We start from the raw sequence: 18,498 nt of genomic DNA on the forward strand, positions 1-18,498 counted from the left end.
CTTCCCCCTTGCGGGGAAGGTGCCTGCGTTAGCGGGCGGATGGGGGTGGTGACGTTTGCACCACGATCTTCAGCACAGGCGTAAACGTCACCACCCCCACCCGACCCTTCGGGCCACCCTCCCCGCAAGGGGGAGGGAGGGTGCGAACTCGCTTCTCTATATCTCGAACTGATAGCTCACCGGCACGAACCGGTAGCCCATATCGAGCTTTTCGGCATAGCCGATGGCGGGAAACGGCATGTGGTAGCCGATGAAAGGCAGGCGGTCGGTGGCGATCATGTCGAAGACACGCTTGCGGGTGTTGGCGGCGCGGTCCTTGTCGATGTCGAAGGCCACGTGCCAGTCGGGCCGCTGCAGCGAGGCGACGTAGTGGTTCGCCGTGTCCGCCGTCAGGATCAGCTGCTTGCCGCCTGATTCCAGACGGAAGATCATGTGGCCCGGCGTATGGCCGGAGGCGTCCTCGCTGGTAATGCCCGCCACGACGGCATCGCCCGGCTTGATGAAGCTGGTCTTTTCCGCCAGCGGCACGACCTTGGCCTTGACGATCTTGGCATTGCCCTCGGCGGGTGTGCCGGTGCGGTCGGGGCTGCTCCAGAAATCATATTCGGTCTGGCCCACCACATAGCGGGCATTGGGAAATGCCGGCTTCTCCCCTTCCGTCAAGCCGCCGATATGGTCTCCATGCAGATGCGTCAGCACCACGAGGCTGACCTGATCGGGGGAATAGCCCGACGCCTTCATGGTGGCGGCGAGTTGGCCGAGGCCGTTGGCGCGGCCCCCTTCCCCGAAGCCGGTGTCGAACAGCACGAGGTCCGAGCCGGTGTTGACCAGAACCGGCGTGAAGCCGTTGACGAATTTCGACTCGGGCAGGAAGTTCTGGCGCATCAGCTCGGCCATCGCGGCTTCGCTCTGGTTGGCGCCGAAGGTCGGATACGGCCCGTCACCGGGGCGAAGACCGTCGAGAATGGTCGTGACCTCGAAATCACCCAGCTTGAAGCGGTTGAAGCGCGTGGGCTTCGCGTCGGAAAGCGGCACGGCGGCCTCCGCCGCGCGGATCATGATTTGCGGCGAAGCCAGGCCGCCCGCGATAACCGCGGATGCCTGGAACAGAGCGCGGCGGGAAATCGTTGCAGACTGCATGCATTCACTCTCCTGTTCCCTTGGGTTTATTGGCCTTGCTCGGCATGACCGCAGGAGGCCCTGCCTTTAGACCCTGTTAACAGGAATAACACATGCTTGATGACAATAGAACATTCGGTTGTTTTAGAAAACATCACCGGATTGTGAGATGAAACAGGACAGGATAGGCGTAGAAAAGCGCGCACGCGCGCGGGCATCACAAATATCCCGCCCCTTCCCTCCGCCATGATTGGATTTCAATCGTGAACCGCATCATACCCCTTGTGCTGGCCGTCGCGCTGTTCATGGAGCAGATGGATTCGAGCATCATTTCCACCTCGCTCCCGGCCATTGCAGCTGATATCGGCACCAGTCCCATTGCCCTGAAGCTGGCCTTCACCGCCTATCTCGTCTCGCTCGCGGTGTTCATCCCGGTCAGCGGCTGGATGGCCGACCGTTTCGGCGCGAAGAATGTCTTTCGCGCGGCGATTGCCGTCTTCGTGGTGGGTTCCGTGGCCTGCGCAATCTCGAACTCGCTCGTCGCCTTCGTCGTGTCGCGCTTCCTGCAGGGCGTGGGCGGCGCAATGATGACGCCGGTGGGCCGGCTGGTGCTGGTGCGCTCGACGCCGCGCCACGAGCTTGTTTCGGCCATGGCGTGGCTCACCATTCCCGCGCTCGTCGGGCCGCTGATCGGCGCGCCGGTCGGCGGTTTCATCACCACCTATTTCAGCTGGCACTGGATCTTCCTCATCAATGTGCCCATCGGGTTTCTCGGCATCTGGTTTGCCACCCGAGTCCTGCCTGACGACACGGAGCGTTCGCTGAGGCCGCTCGACTGGCCGGGATTCTTCCTGTCCGGCATCGGCATGTCGGCCATCATCTTCGGGCTTTCCGTGGTGAGCATGCCCTATATGCCCCCGATGATCGGTGTGATCACCATCATCACCGGCGTTGCCGCAAGCATTCTCTATGTGTGGCATGCGAAGCGGACACCCAATCCGCTGCTCGATCTTTCCTTGTTCAAGAACGAGGTGTTCAACACCGCCGTCATCGGCGGCAGCATCTTCCGGCTCGGCGTGGGCGCCATGCCTTTTCTCCTGCCGATGATGTTCCAGATCGGATTCGGCCTCGACCCGTTCCAATCGGGCATGGTCACGTTCGTCATCGCCGTCGGCGCAATGACCATGAAGTTCGGTGTAAACCGCGTCTTCGCCCGTTTCGGCTTCCGCCGCATCCTGATTGCCGGCTCGCTGGTATCCGCGGCGCTGATGGCGGTGAACGGCCTCTTCACGCCGCTGACGCCCTATACGCTCATCATGCCGCTGCTGCTCGTCAGCGGCATCATCCGCTCGCTGTTCTTCACCGGGGTCAACGCGCTCGCCTTTGCGGAAATCCCGGACACCCAGACCAGCCAGGCGACGCCCATCACCTCGGTGGCTCAGCAAATCTCGATCGCCCTCGGCGTCGCGCTGGCAGGCGTGGTGCTAGAGATCAGCACTGCGGCCCATGGCGGGCCATTGCGGCTGGAAGACTTCCACATCGCCTTTTTCGTGGTGGCTTTCGCCTCCGCCCTCTCCGTCTTCTATTTCGTCAAGCTCGCGCCGGATGCCGGGCGCGAACTGCACAAGAAGATCGAAAAGAACCAGGCGGGCGATGCGGCGGTGGGGAAGTGAACTGGCTCAAGCCGCGCGGGCGGCAAGGGTGATGTCTATGTGCAGTTCGTCATAGGCGAGGATCACACCGCCTTCGGGGGCGCTATCGATCAAACCAATGAGACGCATGGCATTAAGATCAGTGTGAACACCTTTGAAATCACGCCCCACCAGCCGGGCTACTTCCCGCATGGACAGCGCGCCCTTGCCTTTCATCGCATCGAGAATATCAATCCGTTTCGGCGTGAGTGTGCGGTAAAGATCTTCATAAGTGAGGAAGGTGTAGAAGTCCTCCGTTGCCTCGACGCCGGACTCCACGGCGCGCACGGTTTCGGCAATGACCTCTTTCATGGAGGCGACATTAATCCTTAGTGTCGTCACGTCTCATCCTTTCCACTTCCGCGTCGAAATCACGTAACAATGTCCGTACATCGACAAAGTGATAGGGGAATTGTTTTCTGCCGATATGTTTGTGATCACCTTTTCCCACTTCATTATCGTACCGCATTACACACTCCCGCGATACGACATAGGCAAGGCGATACTTAAAACTGTGCTTCGATCCGGCGAGGGGTCTGGGCACTTCGAAAATGGATAATTCCACAAACGAATCCTCCGTCAGATCAATGCGCCGTCTAATAATTTTTCTTGCTGCCCCCATATCGCGCAGACTACATCAACACACTGGTGTAGTCAACTCCATCACCCCTTGAAATCCCGCGCCAGCAGGTAAAGCTCCACCGACTCCGCGCGTGAGGCGGGCGGCTTCACGTGGTGGACCGAGCGGAAGTTCTGTTTCAGAAGCGTCAGGAGTTCGTTCTCCGTGCCGCCCTGGAAGGTCTTGGTCAGGAAATGGCCGCCGGGCTTCAGCACCGAGATGGCGAAATCGGCGGCGACTTCGCATAAATGCGCGGTGCGCAAATGGTCCGTGCGGCGGTGGCCGGTGGTGGGGGCCGCCATATCGGAGAGCACCACATCGGGCTGGCCGCCCAGCGCCTCGATCAGCTTTTCCGGGGCCGCCTCGTCGAGAAAATCCATCTTCAGCAGCGTCACGCCGGGCAAGGGATCGACATCGAGATAATCGATGCCGACGACATGCGGGTCCTCATCCGTCGAGCCGACGATCCTGGCGGCGATCTGGCTCCAGCCGCCGGGGGCGGCGCCGAGGTCGATGATCTTCTGGCCCTTCTTCAGGATATGATAGCGCTCGTCGATCTCGATCAGCTTGTAAGCCGCGCGGGAGCGGTAGCCCTCCTGCCTGGATTTCAGCACATAGGGATCGTTCAAGTGGCGCTCCAGCCAGCGGCGCGAGGATTCCTTGATCGTCCCCGCCTTCTTCTTCACACGCGTGTGCAGGCCGCGCGTGCCCGCGCCACCCCTGCCCCCGGCTTTCACTCCGCCCGGTTTTTTCATGAACGATTGTATTCCTTGTATTTACGCCAAATCCGAGTGGAAACTGTCCTAAAGCGCGTTGCGTTTAATCGCACTCATGCAACGCGCTTTAGGTTTTTTTTAAGCATGTCTTTGCCCAAAACCGGTTCCCACTTTTGGGAGACATGCTTTACGCATTCCCTGGATTTGGCCGGGAGTGACGCCATGCGCCGTCCCGCGACATCAATTCCGTCAATATGCCCTCGCGCAAGCCCCGGTCGGCGACGCGTAATCTCTGGCTCGGCCAGACATTGCGGATGGCGTCGAGAATGGCGCAGCCGGCGAGCACGAGATCGGCCCGGTCCGCGCCGATGCAGGGGTTGGCGACGCGCGCGTCGAAATCCCAGGAGAGGAGCCGGGCGGTCATGCTGGTCACATCGTCCTTGTCCATCCACATGCCGTCGATGCGCCTGCGATCATAGCGTTCAAGCCCCAGATGGATGCCCGCCAGCGTCGTTACCGTGCCTGAGGTGCCGATCAGATGGAAGCGCGGGCTTTCCGCCAGTTCGCCCAGCTTGTGCCGGTCCGAGAAACCCTCGATCATCTCGGCGACATGGCCGACCATGGCGGCGAAGCTTTCGCGCGTCACCACACGACCGCCAAAGCGCTCGGCAAGGGTGACGACGCCGATGGGCAGCGAGGTCCAGGCGACGATATGCTCGGCCAGGCGTGGCGAGCGGCGGCGCGACACATCGATGAGCGCGATCTCGGACGAGCCGCCGCCAATATCGAAAAGCACGATGGCCTCCGCGTCACGGTCGACCAGCGTGCCGCAGCCTGAGACGGCAAGGCGCGCCTCGGTCTGCCGGTCGACGATCTCAAGCTCGAGGCCGGTCTCTTCCTTCACGCGCGCCAGGAATTCCGCGCCGTTCTCAGCCGCGCGGCAGGCCTCGGTGGCGATCAACCGCGATTTGCTAACGGTCTTGGAGGCAAGCTTGTCGCTGCAGATCTTCAATGCCTCGACGGCGCGGTTCATGGCGTTGTCGCCAAGCCTGCTGGTCGAGCCCAGCCCCTCGCCCAGCCTGACGATGCGCGAAAAGGCATCCACCACGCGGAACTGGCCGGGCCGTGTCGGCGACGCCACCAGCAGGCGGCAATTGTTGGTGCCAAGGTCGAGCGCGGCATAGAGCGGAGCGTTATCGGCCCGCGCTGCGGGGGAAATCCGCACCCCGCCTTGCGGCCTTGCCGTTCCCGCCGGCGCGGCGCGTTTTTCCTGTGCCGCGTCGGGCGCAGGCGCGGCGATCGCACGGCCTCTCCCGCGCTTCGAGCGGCGGCGGTGGGTGGGTTTGGCGGACGCGGATGGGGCGGGGCCCGGCTCGGCGGGGCTGACGGCATGCGCCGCGCCGCCACGCGCTTTCGCCTTGCCGCGCCGGCGACGGCGCGCGCGTTTTTTCTCTTCACCATCGGGGCGCCCCGAATCGGCAGCCGGACGCGGCTCGGCCGATGCGGTCCTTGGCCGGCGATGCTTCCGCCTGGCCTTCACGGTGGACTTGCGGACATCATCCGCTACCCAATTGCCACCGGACGCCCCATCAAATGACGCGAAGCTCGCGTCCTCGTCGGGGTTCTTCAAGGTCTTGTCCTCAAAGCGCCGCGCGAACTTGTCAAAAGACGCAGGCAGGCGCTGTCACTCTTCTTGTTGTGAACAATGTAACAGCGCTTTGTAAAATAACCAAGGGCTCGGAAGAGTTTTGGGTTAGCCGCAGGATCTTATCCATAAGTCTGCAACTTTGGGATCATGCTTTATCCTTCGGCCTCTTCGCCAGCATATGGCCGACCCAACCGGCCAGAAGCGAAAGGGCGACGACAGATACGATATGGAAGGTGGCACGCATGGGCTCGCCACCGAGCATGAGCAGGATCGTCTCGACGCTCATGGCGGAAAAGGTCGTAAAGCCGCCGCAGATGCCGCCCATCACGAATTGCCGCGCCGCCAGGCCGACATGCCAGCGGCCAGCGGGGCCGGTCGATGCAGCGAAGAAGACGATGACGAAGGAACCGACAATGTTGACGAGGGCGGTTGCCCAGAGCGGATTTGCCCCGAGTTCCGCGATGGCTGCCCCGCTCAGGAAACGCAAAAACGCCCCCACGCCTGCGCCGCAGCCAACCGCCAAATAAAGTTTTGCTGTTTCTGCTCGCCTCATTATCCCCTCATGCGGCAAGAGAGAAACCGGCGAAGGCGGCGGCCACGCTCAGAATGGCGGACGTGGCTATATAAAAGAACGCCGGAGGCAAGCGCCCTTCCCTCGTCATATCGAGGCTTTGCAGGACGAAGGACGAAACGGTGGTATAGCCGCCGAGCACGCCGACCATGGCGAATTCGTGGAACATGTCGCTTGCGAAAAGGCCGCCAGCGGAATGGGCCAGCCCGGCGACCGAGCCGGCGAGGAACGCACCGCTCACATTCACCACAAGCGTGCCCCAGGGAAAGGCCCTCCCCGCCCGGCCATCGACAAATCGGGCGAAGGAAAACCGGGCGATTCCGCCGATAAACCCGCCAACCAGCACAAGAAGACACGCCCCGATGCTCATTGGCCCCCTCGGTCGCTTAATTCGCCGCAACACCTGCATTTATCGGCCTCTCATAGCACCGGACAGGCACGCGGGATATGGACGCCTTCACCATTCCTCATCAATATTCCGAAAATGCGTTTTCAGGGACTTGATTGAACCGGCAAATATGCTAGAAGGCGGCACCGAACGAGAGAGCGGTGCGCAAATCGCATCACCCACGTTCGGTCACGGTTCCAAAACGTTGGAATGACTGGCGTTTTGGGGAATAGGTTAACGGTAGACCCACGGACTCTGACTCCGTTAGTCCTGGTTCGAATCCAGGTTCCCCAGCCAACGGTGTTTTTCTCAATGATTTCAAGCGTTTAGCGAACATTAGAAAATGCTAAGTGTTACACTCTTGTGGATGATCCACATGGGGTAAACGGGCGGATATTGGCACATTCCCAATCATGACGAATCGCCGGGCCGGACTCTGGTCGGGGCGATCTTCAGGCGAGTGAGAAACCATGTTGTGAAATCCTCGCTGCACAACCTTGCGTGTGCGGAATCCGTCGCATATCAGAAGACGGCATTTTGAGTTCGGGGGCAGTCGGAATGTGTGCAGCGCTCATGCCATGGGCCAAATGGCTTGCGTTTAGCGGCTTGGTCTTGACGACAATTGCAGGTTTATTGCTAACATCTACAGCAACCAAGGTATATAAATGGATATCACGATTTGAGATTCAAAATACATTTAACGCATTGAAGAAGATAGCAGCGAAACACGAAGCGCTTGAGAGGGCAACTACAATACCGCCATTGTTGGTTGGATCTGAAATAGTTTCAGATAGGCTTAATTCAAAGCGCAATGGCGGCCTTTTTGGTCTTGCTCCAGCAAGATACTCTTTGAGACGTGCGCATGATAAAATACGGAAGAACTTAAATCTGTCACCGCAGGCGATAGAAAAACCTGCGCCGATATTACGCACGGATTTAATCGAACTCAGTCACAAACAGGTAAGAGAAGCTCTTGAGCGCTCGCTAGACAATACTGTGCTTTCTGAAAACCGCTACTTTAAATTGGCGGTATGGACCTTCATTATTGGATCATGCTTACAGTTGGTTGCGAGTTGGCCTAGCTGCTAAAAAAAACAGCATAGCGGCATTCTCCCCGATACTTGTTGTCGAATCCAGCACCTGCCTCTTGAGATAACAAAAAGCCCGCCGGTTTTCATCGGCGGGCTTCGTGTTTAGTTGTGGCAAGCGGGCCGACGACGCGGCACTACTTCCGCCTATAGGTCCAGATTTCACGGAACGTAGCAGGACTAAGTTCCCGCTGCATATAGTCCTCAGTCAGAGAATCGGCCCGTGTGCGATCAATAAGGGCGGCGGGCGTCATAAACTTCTTTTCTAAAAGCTCATCGATAGCTTGCGCCGACAAACCCCAGCGCTCATATTCCACCTTAGCATCGCGGCGATGAACATGTGTGGCATAGTCTGCCGCCGCACGAATATCTTCATGGTCAAGCATCAAGCAGTTTCCTTATTTTCGTTGATAAGAATCTGATGGAAAGTCCAACTATCGGCCTTAGATAAAAGGGACCGGAAGGCTTCGAGATCGTCGCCAAGGCGCTCCCGGATAAAGTCGGCGGCTTCGTAGGCCGTCTGGCGCTGAAGGTCGCGTTCCACCTGCCGCGCCTCATGTTCCCTTTGCTGTTCTTCCTCACGCTTCTGCTTCGCCTTGAGGCGGTTATCCTTCTCGCGCGCCTTCTTCGCCGTCGCGGTTTCCCACTTTTGGCGCTCCTTCTGGATTTCGGCTTCCGTCTTTCCGGCTCCGGTCAGTTCTTTCGCTCGCGCCTGCCATGCCTGTTCGTCCTCGCGCTTCTGGCGCTCTGCTTCGGCCTGCTCGTGCTCTGCCTGCTTCCGGGCGCGTTCTTCGTCCGCTGCCCGCTGCCTAGCCTCCGCAATGCGGCGTTCCACGTCCTGCTTTGTTGGGACCACGCCGGATGTGATTTCCTGAACCACCGCATTACGCACGTCTTCCGGGGTTGCCTTCGCGGCCAACTTGTAGACCGTGGCGGGCGGAAGGATTTCAACAACCTTTGGCACATCGGCGAAGTGCAACGCGGTGTTGATGTAGTTCCATGCCGAACCCTTCGACATTTCAAATTCGATCTTCAACCACTTATCGAAATGGCCGGAAATGCTATCCTTGATCCTGATAAGGTCTTTGCCTGTTTCGATAAGGCCAGCGACAGCGGCGCGGTGACGGCTGTTGATGCGCGAAGCGGTCGCCTGTAGCTCTGCGGCCTCGCTTGCTTCCAAGGAAGCATAGAAAGCATCGCGTTCGTTCGCGGGCGCGGTCGGTAAGGCCGGGATGGCCGGGACAGAAACCACAAGGGCCAAAGGTGCCGGTTCAGGTGCAATGCTCGTGCCGCTGCTGCTCAAATCAAGATCGGCAAGCGTGTCATCAGGATCGGCGATGATTGTATTTGCGAGTGCTGCCATATTGTCCTCCTTCGCGTGTCTAACGGTTGGACAGGGACAAGGCGGCAAGCAATGCTTTGTCCCTGCGACTAACGGGACTTCCCATTAGTCACATATTTCGTTGGTTTTCAAAAGGATTTCATAGGTTAATGACAAGTGCCTGATTTTATTAAGCAACTAGGCGCGCTGTCATGTCCTTCCCTTCGTTCAAGCAGTCCTCCGGCCATATGCCGCCATCCTCGCCCACCGCCTGAACAAGTTGGGTGCGAAGGTCGTCGGGCGCTGCCGGGTCGAACGTCCGGGCGATGTGCTCCAGCTTGTCGAGCATGGTGTGGTAGGTGTCGCTGGCGATGTAGATATCCTGATTGGTCATTTGCGGCTCCCTCTGCAAATCAGTAACCGCTTGTTAAACGGTTTCGTTTAATCCGTCAATAAACGATACCGTTAACGTGAGGGAAATCCGGTTGACCAAGATAGGCGATAGCGAATATGGAGCGGTGTATGGGTAGACCTCCTTTGAATATGAACGCGACAACACTTCGGTTTCCGGCGGAAACGCTGAAACGGATTGATGATCTTGTCGGTAAGAAGCACCGCGCGAAGTTCATTCGCGAGGCGGTTGAGCGTGAACTTGAGCGGGCAGAAAAAGCCCTCCCACCAAATTCAGAAAAGTGAGAGGGCTGCCGGACGCGAAAGAATGGAAGCCGCCGCGTCCGGCGTTCTTGTTTTCCTCAACCTCAACCGGCCACGAGAAACCCGGCTGACACTTACCTTATAGCGCTCGCCGGGATGGGATGCAGACGATTGTGAGCGAAAAGGAAAACCCTCGCCGGGAAGGTGATGGAATGTCGGGATGGGTGTCACTCGGTCGCCTTCGGCTCCCTCCCTGCGCGGCCTTCGGCCTTGCCCGCTCGCTTGCGCTCGCGAACTATCTTCAGTTTCTGCTATCAGATGTTTTCTTCATGATACCTGCGGAAATAGGCTTATCCCCCCTTCGACTGAAACAGCACATAAGACCGACGCAAAGGTCGGCGGCTATTCGTTCCAGTCGAGGGGATTTCCTGCGTCTAACAGGTGGTGAAGAGCTATTGTAGGGTCGTTTCCCAACTAGGCGGCTTCCATTTGCCTAGCGTTGCTCCGATATCCTGCCCTTGCGGGCAAAGCGGTAAGCGCCACGTTCGACTTTCCTTCAATCGATACGTGACAGGACGTTGTGGTTGCTGATCCTGTCAGCTTTTCACATTGCGTCCATCTTTTATTGCATCCATTTCACGCGGTTGCCCGGTGCGGCGATAACCCTGCTGAAGCGTCCGATGTTCTCCATCGGGGAGCCGGTCAGCACGATCTTCCGTTCGTCTCTGGCGGACTGATAGCGCCGGTCAGGTTCCCGGTGTCGCCCTTCGTATTCAAAGCCAGTATAGTTCTTTCGGAGCTAACGACACTCCGGAAGATTTGCCGCTCTGGCCTTGACAAAATAGAACGAAAATTCTACTTTGATATTCAAGCAGTTAGCGGCTGCTTATTCTCTAGATGCCCGGCGGAAAGCACACGCCGGGCATTTTTTGCATTATAGCGAAAAATTTGTGCGAACGCACAAATTGCTGTTGATTTCTACATTATAGCCGAACGCACTGTATAAGTGAATACTTACTTTCTGACGTGGCGAATTAGCGGTTTCGCTGGTTCATGTAGTTGCCGGGGCGTGTCTGCTTGCGAAGCTCGTCCGCAACCATCCCTCTCATGCTCTGCTCCATCTGCCGGGCCATTTTCGCGGCGAGGTCGGCATTCTGTTCCGGCGTCCCGGCGCTGCCGTTGACGGTGATTGGCGCGGAAATGGTGATCTGTTGAACCGGGGCGGGATCGCTACTGTTCGCTGCCTTCAGGTCCGGCTTACGGATCGAGGGCGCGCTACCGACATGGCCGCCTTCAGCATAGCCACGAAGCGCGCCATGGTGCAGGGCTTCAAGGTTGCCGACGCCGATACGGCGCGTTGCTTCCTTCGAAATCACATATTCGCCCTTATGCACGATACCCGCCGGTTCATGCTTGCCGCCAGCACCGGTAAAGCCGCCCTCGCTGAAGCCGAACAGGAAACCAAGAATGCCGCTGCCGACGCCGCCTAAACCGCCAAGCGGTCCCTTACCAAGAAGCGCGGCCTGAAGTGCCGCGTCAATCAGGCTGTTAATCAGGCCGCGAACTGCGCCGTTCAAGTCCTGAGTGCCGGTCAGAAGGCCGGACAGGGAGGAAGTGAAGGTTTCCGCGAAATATTGCTGCGCGGTGCGCAAGCCTTCGGCGCTGGTGGCCGCCTGCTGGTTCGTCTGGTCAAGCTGCTGGGTGAGCGTGATCTTCTCGCGGATTTTCTGAAGCTCCTGCTCCGAAAGCGTGATCCCCGCCCGCTTCATCTCCTGTTGGTAGCGGTAAACCTCAAGCTCAATCCGCTGATGTTGCGCCGACATGCCGGAAATCGATTGCTCGAAACGGGCGAGGTCAAGACCTTCCTGCACCGACTGGTTCAGGCTCTTCCGGGCCACGTCCTGCTGTCTCAACAGTTCGGTGCGCTCCCGTTCGCTGTCGGTCGGGGCAAGCGGCTGCGGTGCGGTCGGGGTGCCGGAATAGGCGTTGCGGATCGTGCTGTCATCGACACGGCGCAAGCCCTCCCATTCGTTGCGAAGCTCTGCCGGATCGTTGCCACGACGACGAAGCAAGGCGCGGGCAAGTTCGTCCTGGGTGTCCTGATCAAACAGCCGGTCGCCGGACAGGCCAAGCTCTTTGATCAAGCCTTCAAGGGTCGCGCCGGTGATCTGGTAGCGGCCAAGCGCGGACGAACCCTTGCCGTCGCCATAAAGGGCGCGGTTCGCCGGATTGGCGAGCATACGGCGCTGGAGCGCGCGAACCTGATCAAGCGTCATCCCGGTAAGGTTTTGCGCGCCGCCGGTCCAGCGTCCATTGTCGAGCGTGGCGTTATAGTCCCCGCCGCTTTCCACGGCTGCAATCAGGTCGAGAATGTTATCGTGCTTGCCGAACCGGGCAACGCTCTTGGCGCGGTTTGCAAGATCGGTTGCGTTCATAATCTCGCCCATGGTCCGGGCGTTCCCCACGGCTTTCCGATAAGCGGCGTCAATGCTGTCCACCGTGGCGAGGGTGTCCAGTTCGGCCTTCAGTTCCGGCACAAGCTTTTTCAGGTCGGCGAGCGCATTCTTGAAGTTTGCCGCTGCGGTGACGTTGCCGTTGAAGCCGTTGGAAAGGCTGTTGGTTGCGGCGGAAAGTTCCTTGAGTGCTTGCTTGAACTCGTCGCTTCCGCCCGTCACCGCATGAATCTGGTCATCAACGGCGGACAGGGCGGCGCGAAGCTGGCGAAGCTCTGCTTCCTTCACGGGATTGAACGGTTCGGCTTCGACGGCGGCAATCTGGCGTTCGATCTTCGCCCGTTGTGCCTGAAGGCGCTTAAGCTGTTCTTCCGGGGAGTTGTAGCGGTCAATTACGGCCTGCTTGCGCTTGCCGCCCGGATCGCCGGGGTTATTAATGTAATCGATGATCTGCGCGGCCACGCCGACGCCAGTAATTGCCGCCTGCTTGGCGTAAACGGTGAAGTTCCGCCACATGGTCGAAAACTCGCGATCGATCTTCTTCGCCGCTTCGATCTGTTCCGCGCTGAAGGTTGCGGCTTCATCGCGCATACGCTGGATTTCGGAAACGGACAGGCCAAGCACCTTCGCAAGCTGTTCAGCGCCGGTTCCTCCAAAAAGCTCGTCAAGGATACGGGTCTGCGCTGCGGCGTCCAACTGCTGAAGCTTGCCGATGATTTCATCAAGGAAGCGGGACGGGTCTTTCAGCTTCTGCGCAACATCGGTCGCGGTATAGCCAAGGCGCTCGAAAGCCTCCTGCGCGCTGCCCTTGCCAGTCGTGGCGAACTCGTCGCCGCGAAGGTTCAATTCCTTCAAGGCGTCGGTCACGCCGTCAATGCTCATGCCGGTAGCGGTCGCCACATAGCTCCATTGCTGCCACACCTTGGAGGAAACACCGGCCTTGCGGGCCTCGCGGTCAACTTCAGCAATGGAACTGGCAATCTCCCTCACGGCGATGGCCGCGCCGCCGACGCCTGCGACGATAGCGCCGCCGCGCATGAGCGGCGTGAACATGCCTTCAAGCTTGCTTCCGATAGAGGCCGACGCCGCTCCAAGGGTCTTTTCCATGTTTTGGGCCGACTGCCGGGCGCGGCCTTCCATCTTCTTGAAATTGTCATTGGTGGCGTTGCGGGCGCGCGCCATGTCCTTCTCGTATTTGTTCACGCGAGCCTCAAGGCTCACAAGCAGGCGTTGCGTGTCTTCCATTCGTAAATTCCTATGCTGCCTCCGCCATCAGGCGGTCCAGTTCGTCGGGGTCCATGTCAAGGATTGAGCGCTGGTTATCGTTCGCGGCGGCACGGGATACGGCGAGCGCCGACGCAATAGCGCCGTCGATATGATTGCTGTGGCGGGTGCCTTTGTGCATCGTGGTCAATTCGCTGGCGCTGGTCGCGCGCTTCACCACGACGCTTTCAAAGTGATTGCGAAGGATCGGGTGCGCGCCGTGCCGGATGCGCTTGCCGTTGACGATGCGCTCAAGGTCGCAAATCGGGCCGTGCATATGCTTCGCCGTCTGCGGAAGCTGAAGCACGTTGATACCGTGCTCCATGAGCTTCGCCATGATCGGCCCGGCAAGCGAAGGATCAAAGATAACTTCCTTCACATCATAGGTGCCGCAAAGATTGATGATCTGGTCGGCAATGGCGTCCGGTTCAATCACGGGGCCGTCGATGACATTCAAAAGCTTGTCGTCGCGCCAGCGGGGATAAGGAACCTGCTCAACCTTGGCTTTATCCTCCAAGCCTTCGGATGGCAGGAAAAACCACGGCTGCACCGAAATCCGCCCGTCATCATGTCGCCACGCGCCGACGATGGCCGTAAGATCGCCGGAACGGGACAGGTCAACACCAAGCCAGCATGGCAACGGTTCCAGTTCAGTCAGGTCAAAATGCGGATCATACCCGGCGTCATAGACGGCCATGTCAAACAGCGGATCGCGGGAAGCGGCCTGCCAAATATTCAAATGAAACTGCTGGAATGCAAAGCGTTCGGCGGGCCGGTGCTCTGCTTCGCGCGCCATGGTGCGCAAACCGCCAAGATCGGGAAAGCCGTGTTTCAGGCCGGGATTGACCTTGTGCCACACGTCTTCATCGCGCCAGTCGTCGCCGGGGTCGGCTTCAAAGATAATTGGCAGAAATGAAGGATCGTCAATTTCCCCCGTCGCCACCTTCCGGGCATAGTCGTAAAGTTCGAAACCGATATTTTCCTGCCCCCGGCCTGCCGTGGTGGCGATAATCATGAGGGTGTCAGAAACCTTCGCCATGCCGGATTTGAGCGCTTCCCAGAGGTCACGATTTTTCCAACAGTGGATTTCATCGACAAGCACGAAGCTGGGGGTTTTTCCATGTTGCGCTGCGCCATCACTGGATACGGCGAGAAGTTCGGCCTTGTTCGGGCGCGAAATGATCTTCTTCGCCGAATTGTGCGCGTCATAGATGCGGGTCGCGGCGACAAGGCGGCGGTCTTCCCGCACAATGTTTGCCGCTTCCTTGAAGCCGATGCCCGCCTGTTCGCGGTCGGACGCGGCAAAGATGGCCTGTCCAGCCGGGCGCGCTTCCGGCCCGATGGTGTGGAGAAGCGCCCACGCTGCGGCGATGCTGGTTTTGCGGTTGCCACGGGGAAGCATGAGAAAGGCCGTGCGGACCTCCCGCGTTCCATCCGGGTTACGCGGGCCGTAAATCCGCCGCGTCATGCGCTCCTGAAAATCGAAAAGCTGGAAGCGGCCTTTCGGCCCGGTGCTGGCCGGGTGCTTCAACGCACGGATGAAATCAACCGCCTCCTGCCCGTATCCGAATGGATCGGGGATCGGCGAGCCGTCATAAATCCAATGCGGGAACGCGCTCTTGCTCATGCACGGTTCCTGCCAATCATGAGCGGGTTGTCTTCGTCATCGTCGGCGGCTTCCATCATCGCCGCACGGGATCGGGCGGCGGGCGTCAGGCCAAGTTCGCCAGCGGCGCGAAGCTGCTGCTGTTGGGCTTGCAACAGGATGGTGGAAAGGGGATTGCGCTTCCCGTCGATAAGCAGGCCGGACGCCTGAAGCTCGCGGTGCGCCTGCCGCATGGTGGCGACCGCAATCACGTAGTTTTCCAGCGCCGAAAGGTCCGCTTCGGTAAGAACCTTGCGCTCGTCGATAAGGATCGGCGCGACACGCCGCCATTCCGCCTTTGCCTCCTTGCTGAGATAGGAAGGCGTCTTCGGAACGGCGGTCACGGGATTGCTCGCCGGTGCGATGGCGGGCTTCACTCCACGGGTCATTTCTTCAAAGCCTCGCCGCGAAGCTCAAGCGCGTCACGCCGCCCGAGTTCCTTGATTTCCTTGATGCCGTAGGCGGTGCCGTTGAAGCTCACGCGGTCGGCGGTCGTGATACCTGGGCGATACCGGACACGGAAAATCACGGTGCTGGTTTCTGCCTCGCCGTAGCCGGTGAAGAACTCGCTGGCCGTCTGCTGAAGGACTTCCGCCCATACGGTCGCAAGCGGCGTCCACACCTTCACGACGCTGCCGGACGGCTTCACGATTTCCGTTTCCCGCTCAATGGTGATCCGGCGGTCAAGCTTCCCGATGTTCAGCATGTCAGATAATCCACCGGATAAGGGCTTCAACGGACAGGACGCCGTGACCATAAGCGGGGTCGGGATCGCGTGGGAACCGGGATGCGGTGACGCGAAAATGATCACAATAGCCGCCCTCAATGGCGAGGCTGCGCTTGTCGAGCGCGGCCATGACGGTTCCCGCTATTTCCTTCGCCGCGTCCTGCCCGGCGTCCAGCGTCCAGATATGCAGATCGAGATAAACCCATGCGCCGCGCTGGGCCGTGTAGTCATAGCCGTGCAAGGTGGTATTGCCGTTACTCATGATAATGCACGGCGTCTTGTCGGGCCGGGTGCTGCCCGCCCGGATATGGTCAGCCGGCACAAGCGCCGTCACTTCCGGTTTGCCGATAAGCCGGGTGCGGATAGCGGTCTGAACGGCAAGGGTCGGTTCGATCATTTGTTCCATGCGTCCTTTACGGCCTTCTTCGCGGCGCGGTTGATACGGCTCTGAAGGCGCTTTCGGAGAAGGCGAAGGGCAGGCCAAAAGAAGGGCTGGGCTTCCGCGTCGCTGGTGCCGTATTCGACAAGGTGCGGATAGCGAACGTCCTCATTACCAACGGTGACAATCACTTCGGTGTCGCCAGCCACGCGGGAACCGCCCGGCTGCGAATAGGCGGGCGTCGGATGGCCGGGCGCGGTCACGGTGATGCTGTCAATGAGTGCGCCGGTATCGCGGGACGTTTCAGCAAGCGCTTTCTGGGCGTCGGCAAGCTCATGGCCGGACTTCAACAAAGCCGGAAGCACGGCTTCACGCGGGGCGCGGGCGATCCTGTCGAAAGCCGCCAGTGTCGCGGCAAGCCCGTTGCTGCTCTTATTCGCCATCGCCAAACCACCGTTCGCGATAGGAATCGAGGATCGAGGTTACGCCAACGGGCGCAAGCTGGGCTGAAACGCCGAAAGTCGCGAGATTTCGGAACTCATAATAGAAGGAAACAAGCCGCAAAATCGCGATTTTCATATCTGCCGGAAGTGGATCGAGATTGGAAATGGACTTGCCGATGTAATTGCTCACCCACGTTTCCGCGCCGTCGATATAGAGCGAAACAAGGTCATCTTCGGCGTTTCCGTCGATCTTCATATGTTGCTTGGCGAGTTCAAGCGATACTGCTGGCATGGCGTATTCAAGCCTTCTCTGAAAAAGTTATATTGTCGCTGGCTTGTAAAGTGCTCCCCGCGCCGGTTCCGTCTGAAGGGCCAAAGTTGGAGGATACCCCCGGCCTATGCGCCTTTTGCATCCGCTTGCCCGCCTCATTGACGGTTCCGGTCAAAGCGTCCTCTATGGTCCAGCCACGGGCAAGACGGCTGCGGATCGTGTGGGATGAAAGGCCGGTAGCTTCGGCCCACTCCTTTAGGGTGCGGGTGTGACCAAAGGCGCTGTAGAGCTTGGCTTTGCGCGCGTGGGTGCGGGCCGTCTTATCGGTCGCCGCCTTGCGGGGAGGTCTTGGCTTGAGACTGCCCTTCGGCTCCTGCCGCTTTATCCAGCGCTCTACTTGCTGGTTGCGGGATGGCTTTCCGGCGAGTAGCGCATAGGCGCGTTCCCGGATGGCTGCGCATTCGGCTTCAAACTCCTGCCTCTCGATCTGGCGGGCGTGTTCTGCCGGGGTCATAGGCTCTGCTCTTGCCGCTGCTTGACGCTGTTGTGGCAAGGCTCGCAAAGCGCTTGCCAGTTGGCGCGGTGCCAGAACAGGCGCTTGTCGCCACGGTGCGGAATGATGTGGTCAACCACGGTAGCAAGACGGGTGATGCCGTGGTTGCTACATTCCCGGCAATGTGGGTGCATGGCGAGGTATTCGGCGCGGGCCTTGCGCCATTCATGGTTATAACCGCGCTCGCGGGCAGAAGGTCGCCGGGCGTCATGGCGGGCGTTGCGTTCCTGCTTCGCCTTGCGCTGACATTGGCAAAGCTCGCCATGCGGCACGATGCTGCCGCACGAACAGATGCGGGGCGGCTTGCTCATGCGCCACCTGCAATCTTTGCCTTGAGGGCGCGAAGCCCGGCACGGTCAAATTCCGGGTCAAGACCTTCGGCGACATTGCGCGCGGCCTGTTCGGGGTCTGGCTTCTTCGGGGTCGGCTGCTTGTCGTCGTCGCTGCTGCCGTGAACGGCCTTCAACTTGGCGATATGGCCGGAATAGGCGCGGTCGATTTCGGTCGGCGTGGCGTTCCATGCCTGTTCAGGCGTCCAGCCAAGCCAGCCGGTCGCCTTCTCATACTGGTCTGCATAGAAATCCGCCCATGCAACCGCCTTGCCGGAAGGGGCTGCCATGGTCGTGTCCAACTGTTGGACAGGTGCAGGCATGAGCATGGAAACGAGTTCGGCAAGCGGGATGCGCGCGATGCCGATGAAAGAGGATAGCGGCCTTCCTGCCGCTTCTGAAAGAAGGAAGGCCGCTGCATCATCCCGGCTATCGGTCGCCGTCAGGATGATTTCGGAAATGATGGAAAAGTTACCTTCGGCAAGCGCCCGGAACATGGTCTGGAAGCCGAAACGTGCTTCAAGGGTAACAGCGGCCCGCAAGGAAGGGCGAAGCGTCACGGTGCTGCCCCCGTGCGCAATCGTTACCTTCTCGTAGGCGGGCCGCTGGTAGGTCATGGA

General features: G+C 59.4%; 23 protein-coding genes and 1 tRNA gene. 4 read left to right on the forward strand and 20 right to left on the reverse strand.

The features are described from left to right. Positions 1 to 156 precede the first annotated feature (156 nt). Positions 157 to 1,140: an MBL fold metallo-hydrolase gene (locus tag IEX53_RS00660; RefSeq protein ID WP_188820441.1), complete on the reverse strand. Its 984-nt coding sequence runs from the start codon at positions 1,138 to 1,140 to the stop codon at positions 157 to 159. Positions 1,141 to 1,382: 242 nt separating this feature from the next. Here IEX53_RS00660 and IEX53_RS00665 point away from each other — a divergent pair, with 242 nt between their 5' ends. Continuing rightward, positions 1,383 to 2,792 (forward strand): DHA2 family efflux MFS transporter permease subunit, encoded by a 1,410-nt coding sequence (locus IEX53_RS00665; RefSeq protein ID WP_188820442.1) that lies wholly within the window; start codon positions 1,383 to 1,385, stop codon positions 2,790 to 2,792. Positions 2,793 to 2,798: 6 nt separating this feature from the next. Here the strand turns inward: IEX53_RS00665 and IEX53_RS00670 are convergent, their stop codons facing one another. From IEX53_RS00670 to crcB, 6 genes are all read right to left on the reverse strand, one after another. Further along, on the reverse strand, positions 2,799 to 3,122 hold the full coding sequence (locus IEX53_RS00670) for an HVO_A0114 family putative DNA-binding protein (RefSeq protein ID WP_188820444.1): 324 nt from the start codon (positions 3,120 to 3,122) through the stop codon (positions 2,799 to 2,801). A gap of 10 nt (positions 3,123 to 3,132) precedes the next feature. After that, positions 3,133 to 3,432, reverse strand: a complete 300-nt coding sequence (locus IEX53_RS23735; RefSeq protein ID WP_236015977.1) for a toxin-antitoxin system TumE family protein — start codon at positions 3,430 to 3,432, stop codon at positions 3,133 to 3,135. Positions 3,433 to 3,473: 41 nt separating this feature from the next. After that, a complete protein-coding gene (locus IEX53_RS00675) occupies positions 3,474 to 4,184 on the reverse strand; it encodes an RlmE family RNA methyltransferase (protein WP_188820446.1) in 711 nt (236 codons plus the stop codon). Between the two features lie 148 nt (positions 4,185 to 4,332). Next, complete coding sequence (locus tag IEX53_RS00680; RefSeq protein ID WP_188820448.1) at positions 4,333 to 5,775, reverse strand: Ppx/GppA phosphatase family protein; 1,443 nt, start codon at positions 5,773 to 5,775, stop codon at positions 4,333 to 4,335. A gap of 163 nt (positions 5,776 to 5,938) precedes the next feature. Further along, positions 5,939 to 6,346 (reverse strand): CrcB family protein, encoded by a 408-nt coding sequence (locus tag IEX53_RS00685; RefSeq protein WP_188820450.1) that lies wholly within the window; start codon positions 6,344 to 6,346, stop codon positions 5,939 to 5,941. 7 nt (positions 6,347 to 6,353) lie between these two features. After that, on the reverse strand, positions 6,354 to 6,734 hold the full coding sequence (crcB, locus tag IEX53_RS00690) for a fluoride efflux transporter CrcB (protein ID WP_188820452.1): 381 nt from the start codon (positions 6,732 to 6,734) through the stop codon (positions 6,354 to 6,356). 241 nt (positions 6,735 to 6,975) lie between these two features. Between crcB and IEX53_RS00695 the strand changes: the two genes are divergently transcribed. Together IEX53_RS00695 and IEX53_RS00700 are read left to right on the forward strand one after the other, a co-directional pair. Next, positions 6,976 to 7,049 (forward strand) — tRNA-Gln (locus tag IEX53_RS00695). A 261-nt stretch (positions 7,050 to 7,310) separates the two neighbouring features. Continuing rightward, positions 7,311 to 7,841 carry a hypothetical protein gene (locus IEX53_RS00700; RefSeq protein WP_188820454.1) on the forward strand — a complete coding sequence of 177 codons (531 nt, stop codon included), beginning with the start codon at positions 7,311 to 7,313 and terminating at the stop codon, positions 7,839 to 7,841. A 136-nt stretch (positions 7,842 to 7,977) separates the two neighbouring features. Here the strand turns inward: IEX53_RS00700 and IEX53_RS00705 are convergent, their stop codons facing one another. From IEX53_RS00705 to IEX53_RS00715, 3 genes are all read right to left on the reverse strand, one after another. Then, positions 7,978 to 8,226, reverse strand: coding sequence for a hypothetical protein (locus tag IEX53_RS00705; protein ID WP_188820456.1), 249 nt, complete (start codon positions 8,224 to 8,226; stop codon positions 7,978 to 7,980). Next, positions 8,226 to 9,203 carry a hypothetical protein gene (locus IEX53_RS00710; protein WP_188820458.1) on the reverse strand — a complete coding sequence of 326 codons (978 nt, stop codon included), beginning with the start codon at positions 9,201 to 9,203 and terminating at the stop codon, positions 8,226 to 8,228. Before IEX53_RS00710 ends, IEX53_RS00705 begins: the two co-directional genes overlap by 1 nt. Before the next feature lie 148 nt (positions 9,204 to 9,351). Further along, the gene (locus IEX53_RS00715; protein WP_188820460.1) at positions 9,352 to 9,555 is read right to left on the reverse strand and encodes a hypothetical protein; all 204 of its coding nucleotides are present in this window, start codon (positions 9,553 to 9,555) and stop codon (positions 9,352 to 9,354) included. Between the two features lie 149 nt (positions 9,556 to 9,704). Here IEX53_RS00715 and IEX53_RS00720 point away from each other — a divergent pair, with 149 nt between their 5' ends. Then, complete coding sequence (locus tag IEX53_RS00720) at positions 9,705 to 9,857, forward strand: ribbon-helix-helix domain-containing protein (protein ID WP_188821124.1); 153 nt, start codon at positions 9,705 to 9,707, stop codon at positions 9,855 to 9,857. 992 nt (positions 9,858 to 10,849) lie between these two features. Here IEX53_RS00720 and IEX53_RS00725 read toward each other — a convergent pair. From IEX53_RS00725 to IEX53_RS00770, 10 genes are read right to left on the reverse strand one after another with little or no spacing between them, the layout of a single operon-like run. Further along, positions 10,850 to 13,513 carry a phage tail tape measure protein gene (locus IEX53_RS00725; RefSeq protein ID WP_188820462.1) on the reverse strand — a complete coding sequence of 888 codons (2,664 nt, stop codon included), beginning with the start codon at positions 13,511 to 13,513 and terminating at the stop codon, positions 10,850 to 10,852. Positions 13,514 to 13,523: 10 nt separating this feature from the next. Next, positions 13,524 to 15,158: a terminase large subunit gene (locus IEX53_RS00730; RefSeq protein WP_188820464.1), complete on the reverse strand. Its 1,635-nt coding sequence runs from the start codon at positions 15,156 to 15,158 to the stop codon at positions 13,524 to 13,526. Then, positions 15,155 to 15,565: a phage terminase small subunit P27 family gene (locus IEX53_RS00735; RefSeq protein ID WP_188820466.1), complete on the reverse strand. Its 411-nt coding sequence runs from the start codon at positions 15,563 to 15,565 to the stop codon at positions 15,155 to 15,157. The genes IEX53_RS00730 and IEX53_RS00735 overlap by 4 nt, the downstream gene beginning before the upstream one ends. Continuing rightward, positions 15,562 to 15,882, reverse strand: a complete 321-nt coding sequence (locus IEX53_RS00740; protein ID WP_188820468.1) for a phage head closure protein — start codon at positions 15,880 to 15,882, stop codon at positions 15,562 to 15,564. The genes IEX53_RS00735 and IEX53_RS00740 overlap by 4 nt, the downstream gene beginning before the upstream one ends. 1 nt (position 15,883) lies before the next feature. Further along, positions 15,884 to 16,300, reverse strand: coding sequence for a DUF3168 domain-containing protein (locus IEX53_RS00745; protein WP_188820470.1), 417 nt, complete (start codon positions 16,298 to 16,300; stop codon positions 15,884 to 15,886). After that, a complete protein-coding gene (locus IEX53_RS00750) occupies positions 16,297 to 16,725 on the reverse strand; it encodes an HK97-gp10 family putative phage morphogenesis protein (RefSeq protein WP_188820472.1) in 429 nt (142 codons plus the stop codon). Before IEX53_RS00750 ends, IEX53_RS00745 begins: the two co-directional genes overlap by 4 nt. After that, on the reverse strand, positions 16,715 to 17,017 hold the full coding sequence (locus IEX53_RS00755) for a head-tail connector protein (RefSeq protein WP_188820474.1): 303 nt from the start codon (positions 17,015 to 17,017) through the stop codon (positions 16,715 to 16,717). Before IEX53_RS00755 ends, IEX53_RS00750 begins: the two co-directional genes overlap by 11 nt. A gap of 7 nt (positions 17,018 to 17,024) precedes the next feature. Further along, positions 17,025 to 17,510, reverse strand: coding sequence for a hypothetical protein (locus IEX53_RS00760; protein ID WP_188820476.1), 486 nt, complete (start codon positions 17,508 to 17,510; stop codon positions 17,025 to 17,027). Further along, entirely contained in the window at positions 17,507 to 17,860 is a 354-nt protein-coding gene (locus IEX53_RS00765; protein WP_188820478.1) for an HNH endonuclease, read from the reverse strand. The genes IEX53_RS00760 and IEX53_RS00765 overlap by 4 nt, the downstream gene beginning before the upstream one ends. After that, positions 17,857 to 18,495: a hypothetical protein gene (locus IEX53_RS00770; protein ID WP_188820480.1), complete on the reverse strand. Its 639-nt coding sequence runs from the start codon at positions 18,493 to 18,495 to the stop codon at positions 17,857 to 17,859. The genes IEX53_RS00765 and IEX53_RS00770 overlap by 4 nt, the downstream gene beginning before the upstream one ends. Positions 18,496 to 18,498 lie beyond the last annotated feature (3 nt).

The organism is Paramesorhizobium endophyticum, assembly GCF_014640615.1.
Classification (GTDB): domain Bacteria; phylum Pseudomonadota; class Alphaproteobacteria; order Rhizobiales; family Rhizobiaceae; genus Paramesorhizobium; species Paramesorhizobium endophyticum.

Excerpts from the sequence above, each read along its gene's own strand:
- IEX53_RS00660 (WP_188820441.1), bottom strand. The coding sequence starts at position 1,140 with ATGCAGTCTGCAACGATTTCCCGCCGCGCTCTGTTCCAGGCATCCGCG.
- IEX53_RS00670 (WP_188820444.1), bottom strand. The coding sequence starts at position 3,122 with ATGAAAGAGGTCATTGCCGAAACCGTGCGCGCCGTGGAGTCCGGCGTC.
- IEX53_RS23735 (WP_236015977.1), bottom strand. The coding sequence starts at position 3,432 with ATGGGGGCAGCAAGAAAAATTATTAGACGGCGCATTGATCTGACGGAG.
- IEX53_RS00675 (WP_188820446.1), bottom strand. The coding sequence starts at position 4,184 with ATGAAAAAACCGGGCGGAGTGAAAGCCGGGGGCAGGGGTGGCGCGGGC.
- IEX53_RS00685 (WP_188820450.1), bottom strand. The coding sequence starts at position 6,346 with ATGAGGCGAGCAGAAACAGCAAAACTTTATTTGGCGGTTGGCTGCGGC.
- crcB (WP_188820452.1), bottom strand. The coding sequence starts at position 6,734 with ATGAGCATCGGGGCGTGTCTTCTTGTGCTGGTTGGCGGGTTTATCGGC.
- IEX53_RS00700 (WP_188820454.1), top strand. The coding sequence starts at position 7,311 with ATGTGTGCAGCGCTCATGCCATGGGCCAAATGGCTTGCGTTTAGCGGC.
- IEX53_RS00705 (WP_188820456.1), bottom strand. The coding sequence starts at position 8,226 with ATGCTTGACCATGAAGATATTCGTGCGGCGGCAGACTATGCCACACAT.
- IEX53_RS00710 (WP_188820458.1), bottom strand. The coding sequence starts at position 9,203 with ATGGCAGCACTCGCAAATACAATCATCGCCGATCCTGATGACACGCTT.
- IEX53_RS00715 (WP_188820460.1), bottom strand. The coding sequence starts at position 9,555 with ATGACCAATCAGGATATCTACATCGCCAGCGACACCTACCACACCATG.
- IEX53_RS00720 (WP_188821124.1), top strand. The coding sequence starts at position 9,705 with ATGAACGCGACAACACTTCGGTTTCCGGCGGAAACGCTGAAACGGATT.
- IEX53_RS00725 (WP_188820462.1), bottom strand. The coding sequence starts at position 13,513 with ATGGAAGACACGCAACGCCTGCTTGTGAGCCTTGAGGCTCGCGTGAAC.
- IEX53_RS00730 (WP_188820464.1), bottom strand. The coding sequence starts at position 15,158 with ATGAGCAAGAGCGCGTTCCCGCATTGGATTTATGACGGCTCGCCGATC.
- IEX53_RS00735 (WP_188820466.1), bottom strand. The coding sequence starts at position 15,565 with ATGACCCGTGGAGTGAAGCCCGCCATCGCACCGGCGAGCAATCCCGTG.
- IEX53_RS00740 (WP_188820468.1), bottom strand. The coding sequence starts at position 15,882 with ATGCTGAACATCGGGAAGCTTGACCGCCGGATCACCATTGAGCGGGAA.
- IEX53_RS00745 (WP_188820470.1), bottom strand. The coding sequence starts at position 16,300 with ATGATCGAACCGACCCTTGCCGTTCAGACCGCTATCCGCACCCGGCTT.
- IEX53_RS00750 (WP_188820472.1), bottom strand. The coding sequence starts at position 16,725 with ATGGCGAATAAGAGCAGCAACGGGCTTGCCGCGACACTGGCGGCTTTC.
- IEX53_RS00755 (WP_188820474.1), bottom strand. The coding sequence starts at position 17,017 with ATGCCAGCAGTATCGCTTGAACTCGCCAAGCAACATATGAAGATCGAC.
- IEX53_RS00760 (WP_188820476.1), bottom strand. The coding sequence starts at position 17,510 with ATGACCCCGGCAGAACACGCCCGCCAGATCGAGAGGCAGGAGTTTGAA.
- IEX53_RS00765 (WP_188820478.1), bottom strand. The coding sequence starts at position 17,860 with ATGAGCAAGCCGCCCCGCATCTGTTCGTGCGGCAGCATCGTGCCGCAT.
- IEX53_RS00770 (WP_188820480.1), bottom strand. The coding sequence starts at position 18,495 with ATGACCTACCAGCGGCCCGCCTACGAGAAGGTAACGATTGCGCACGGG.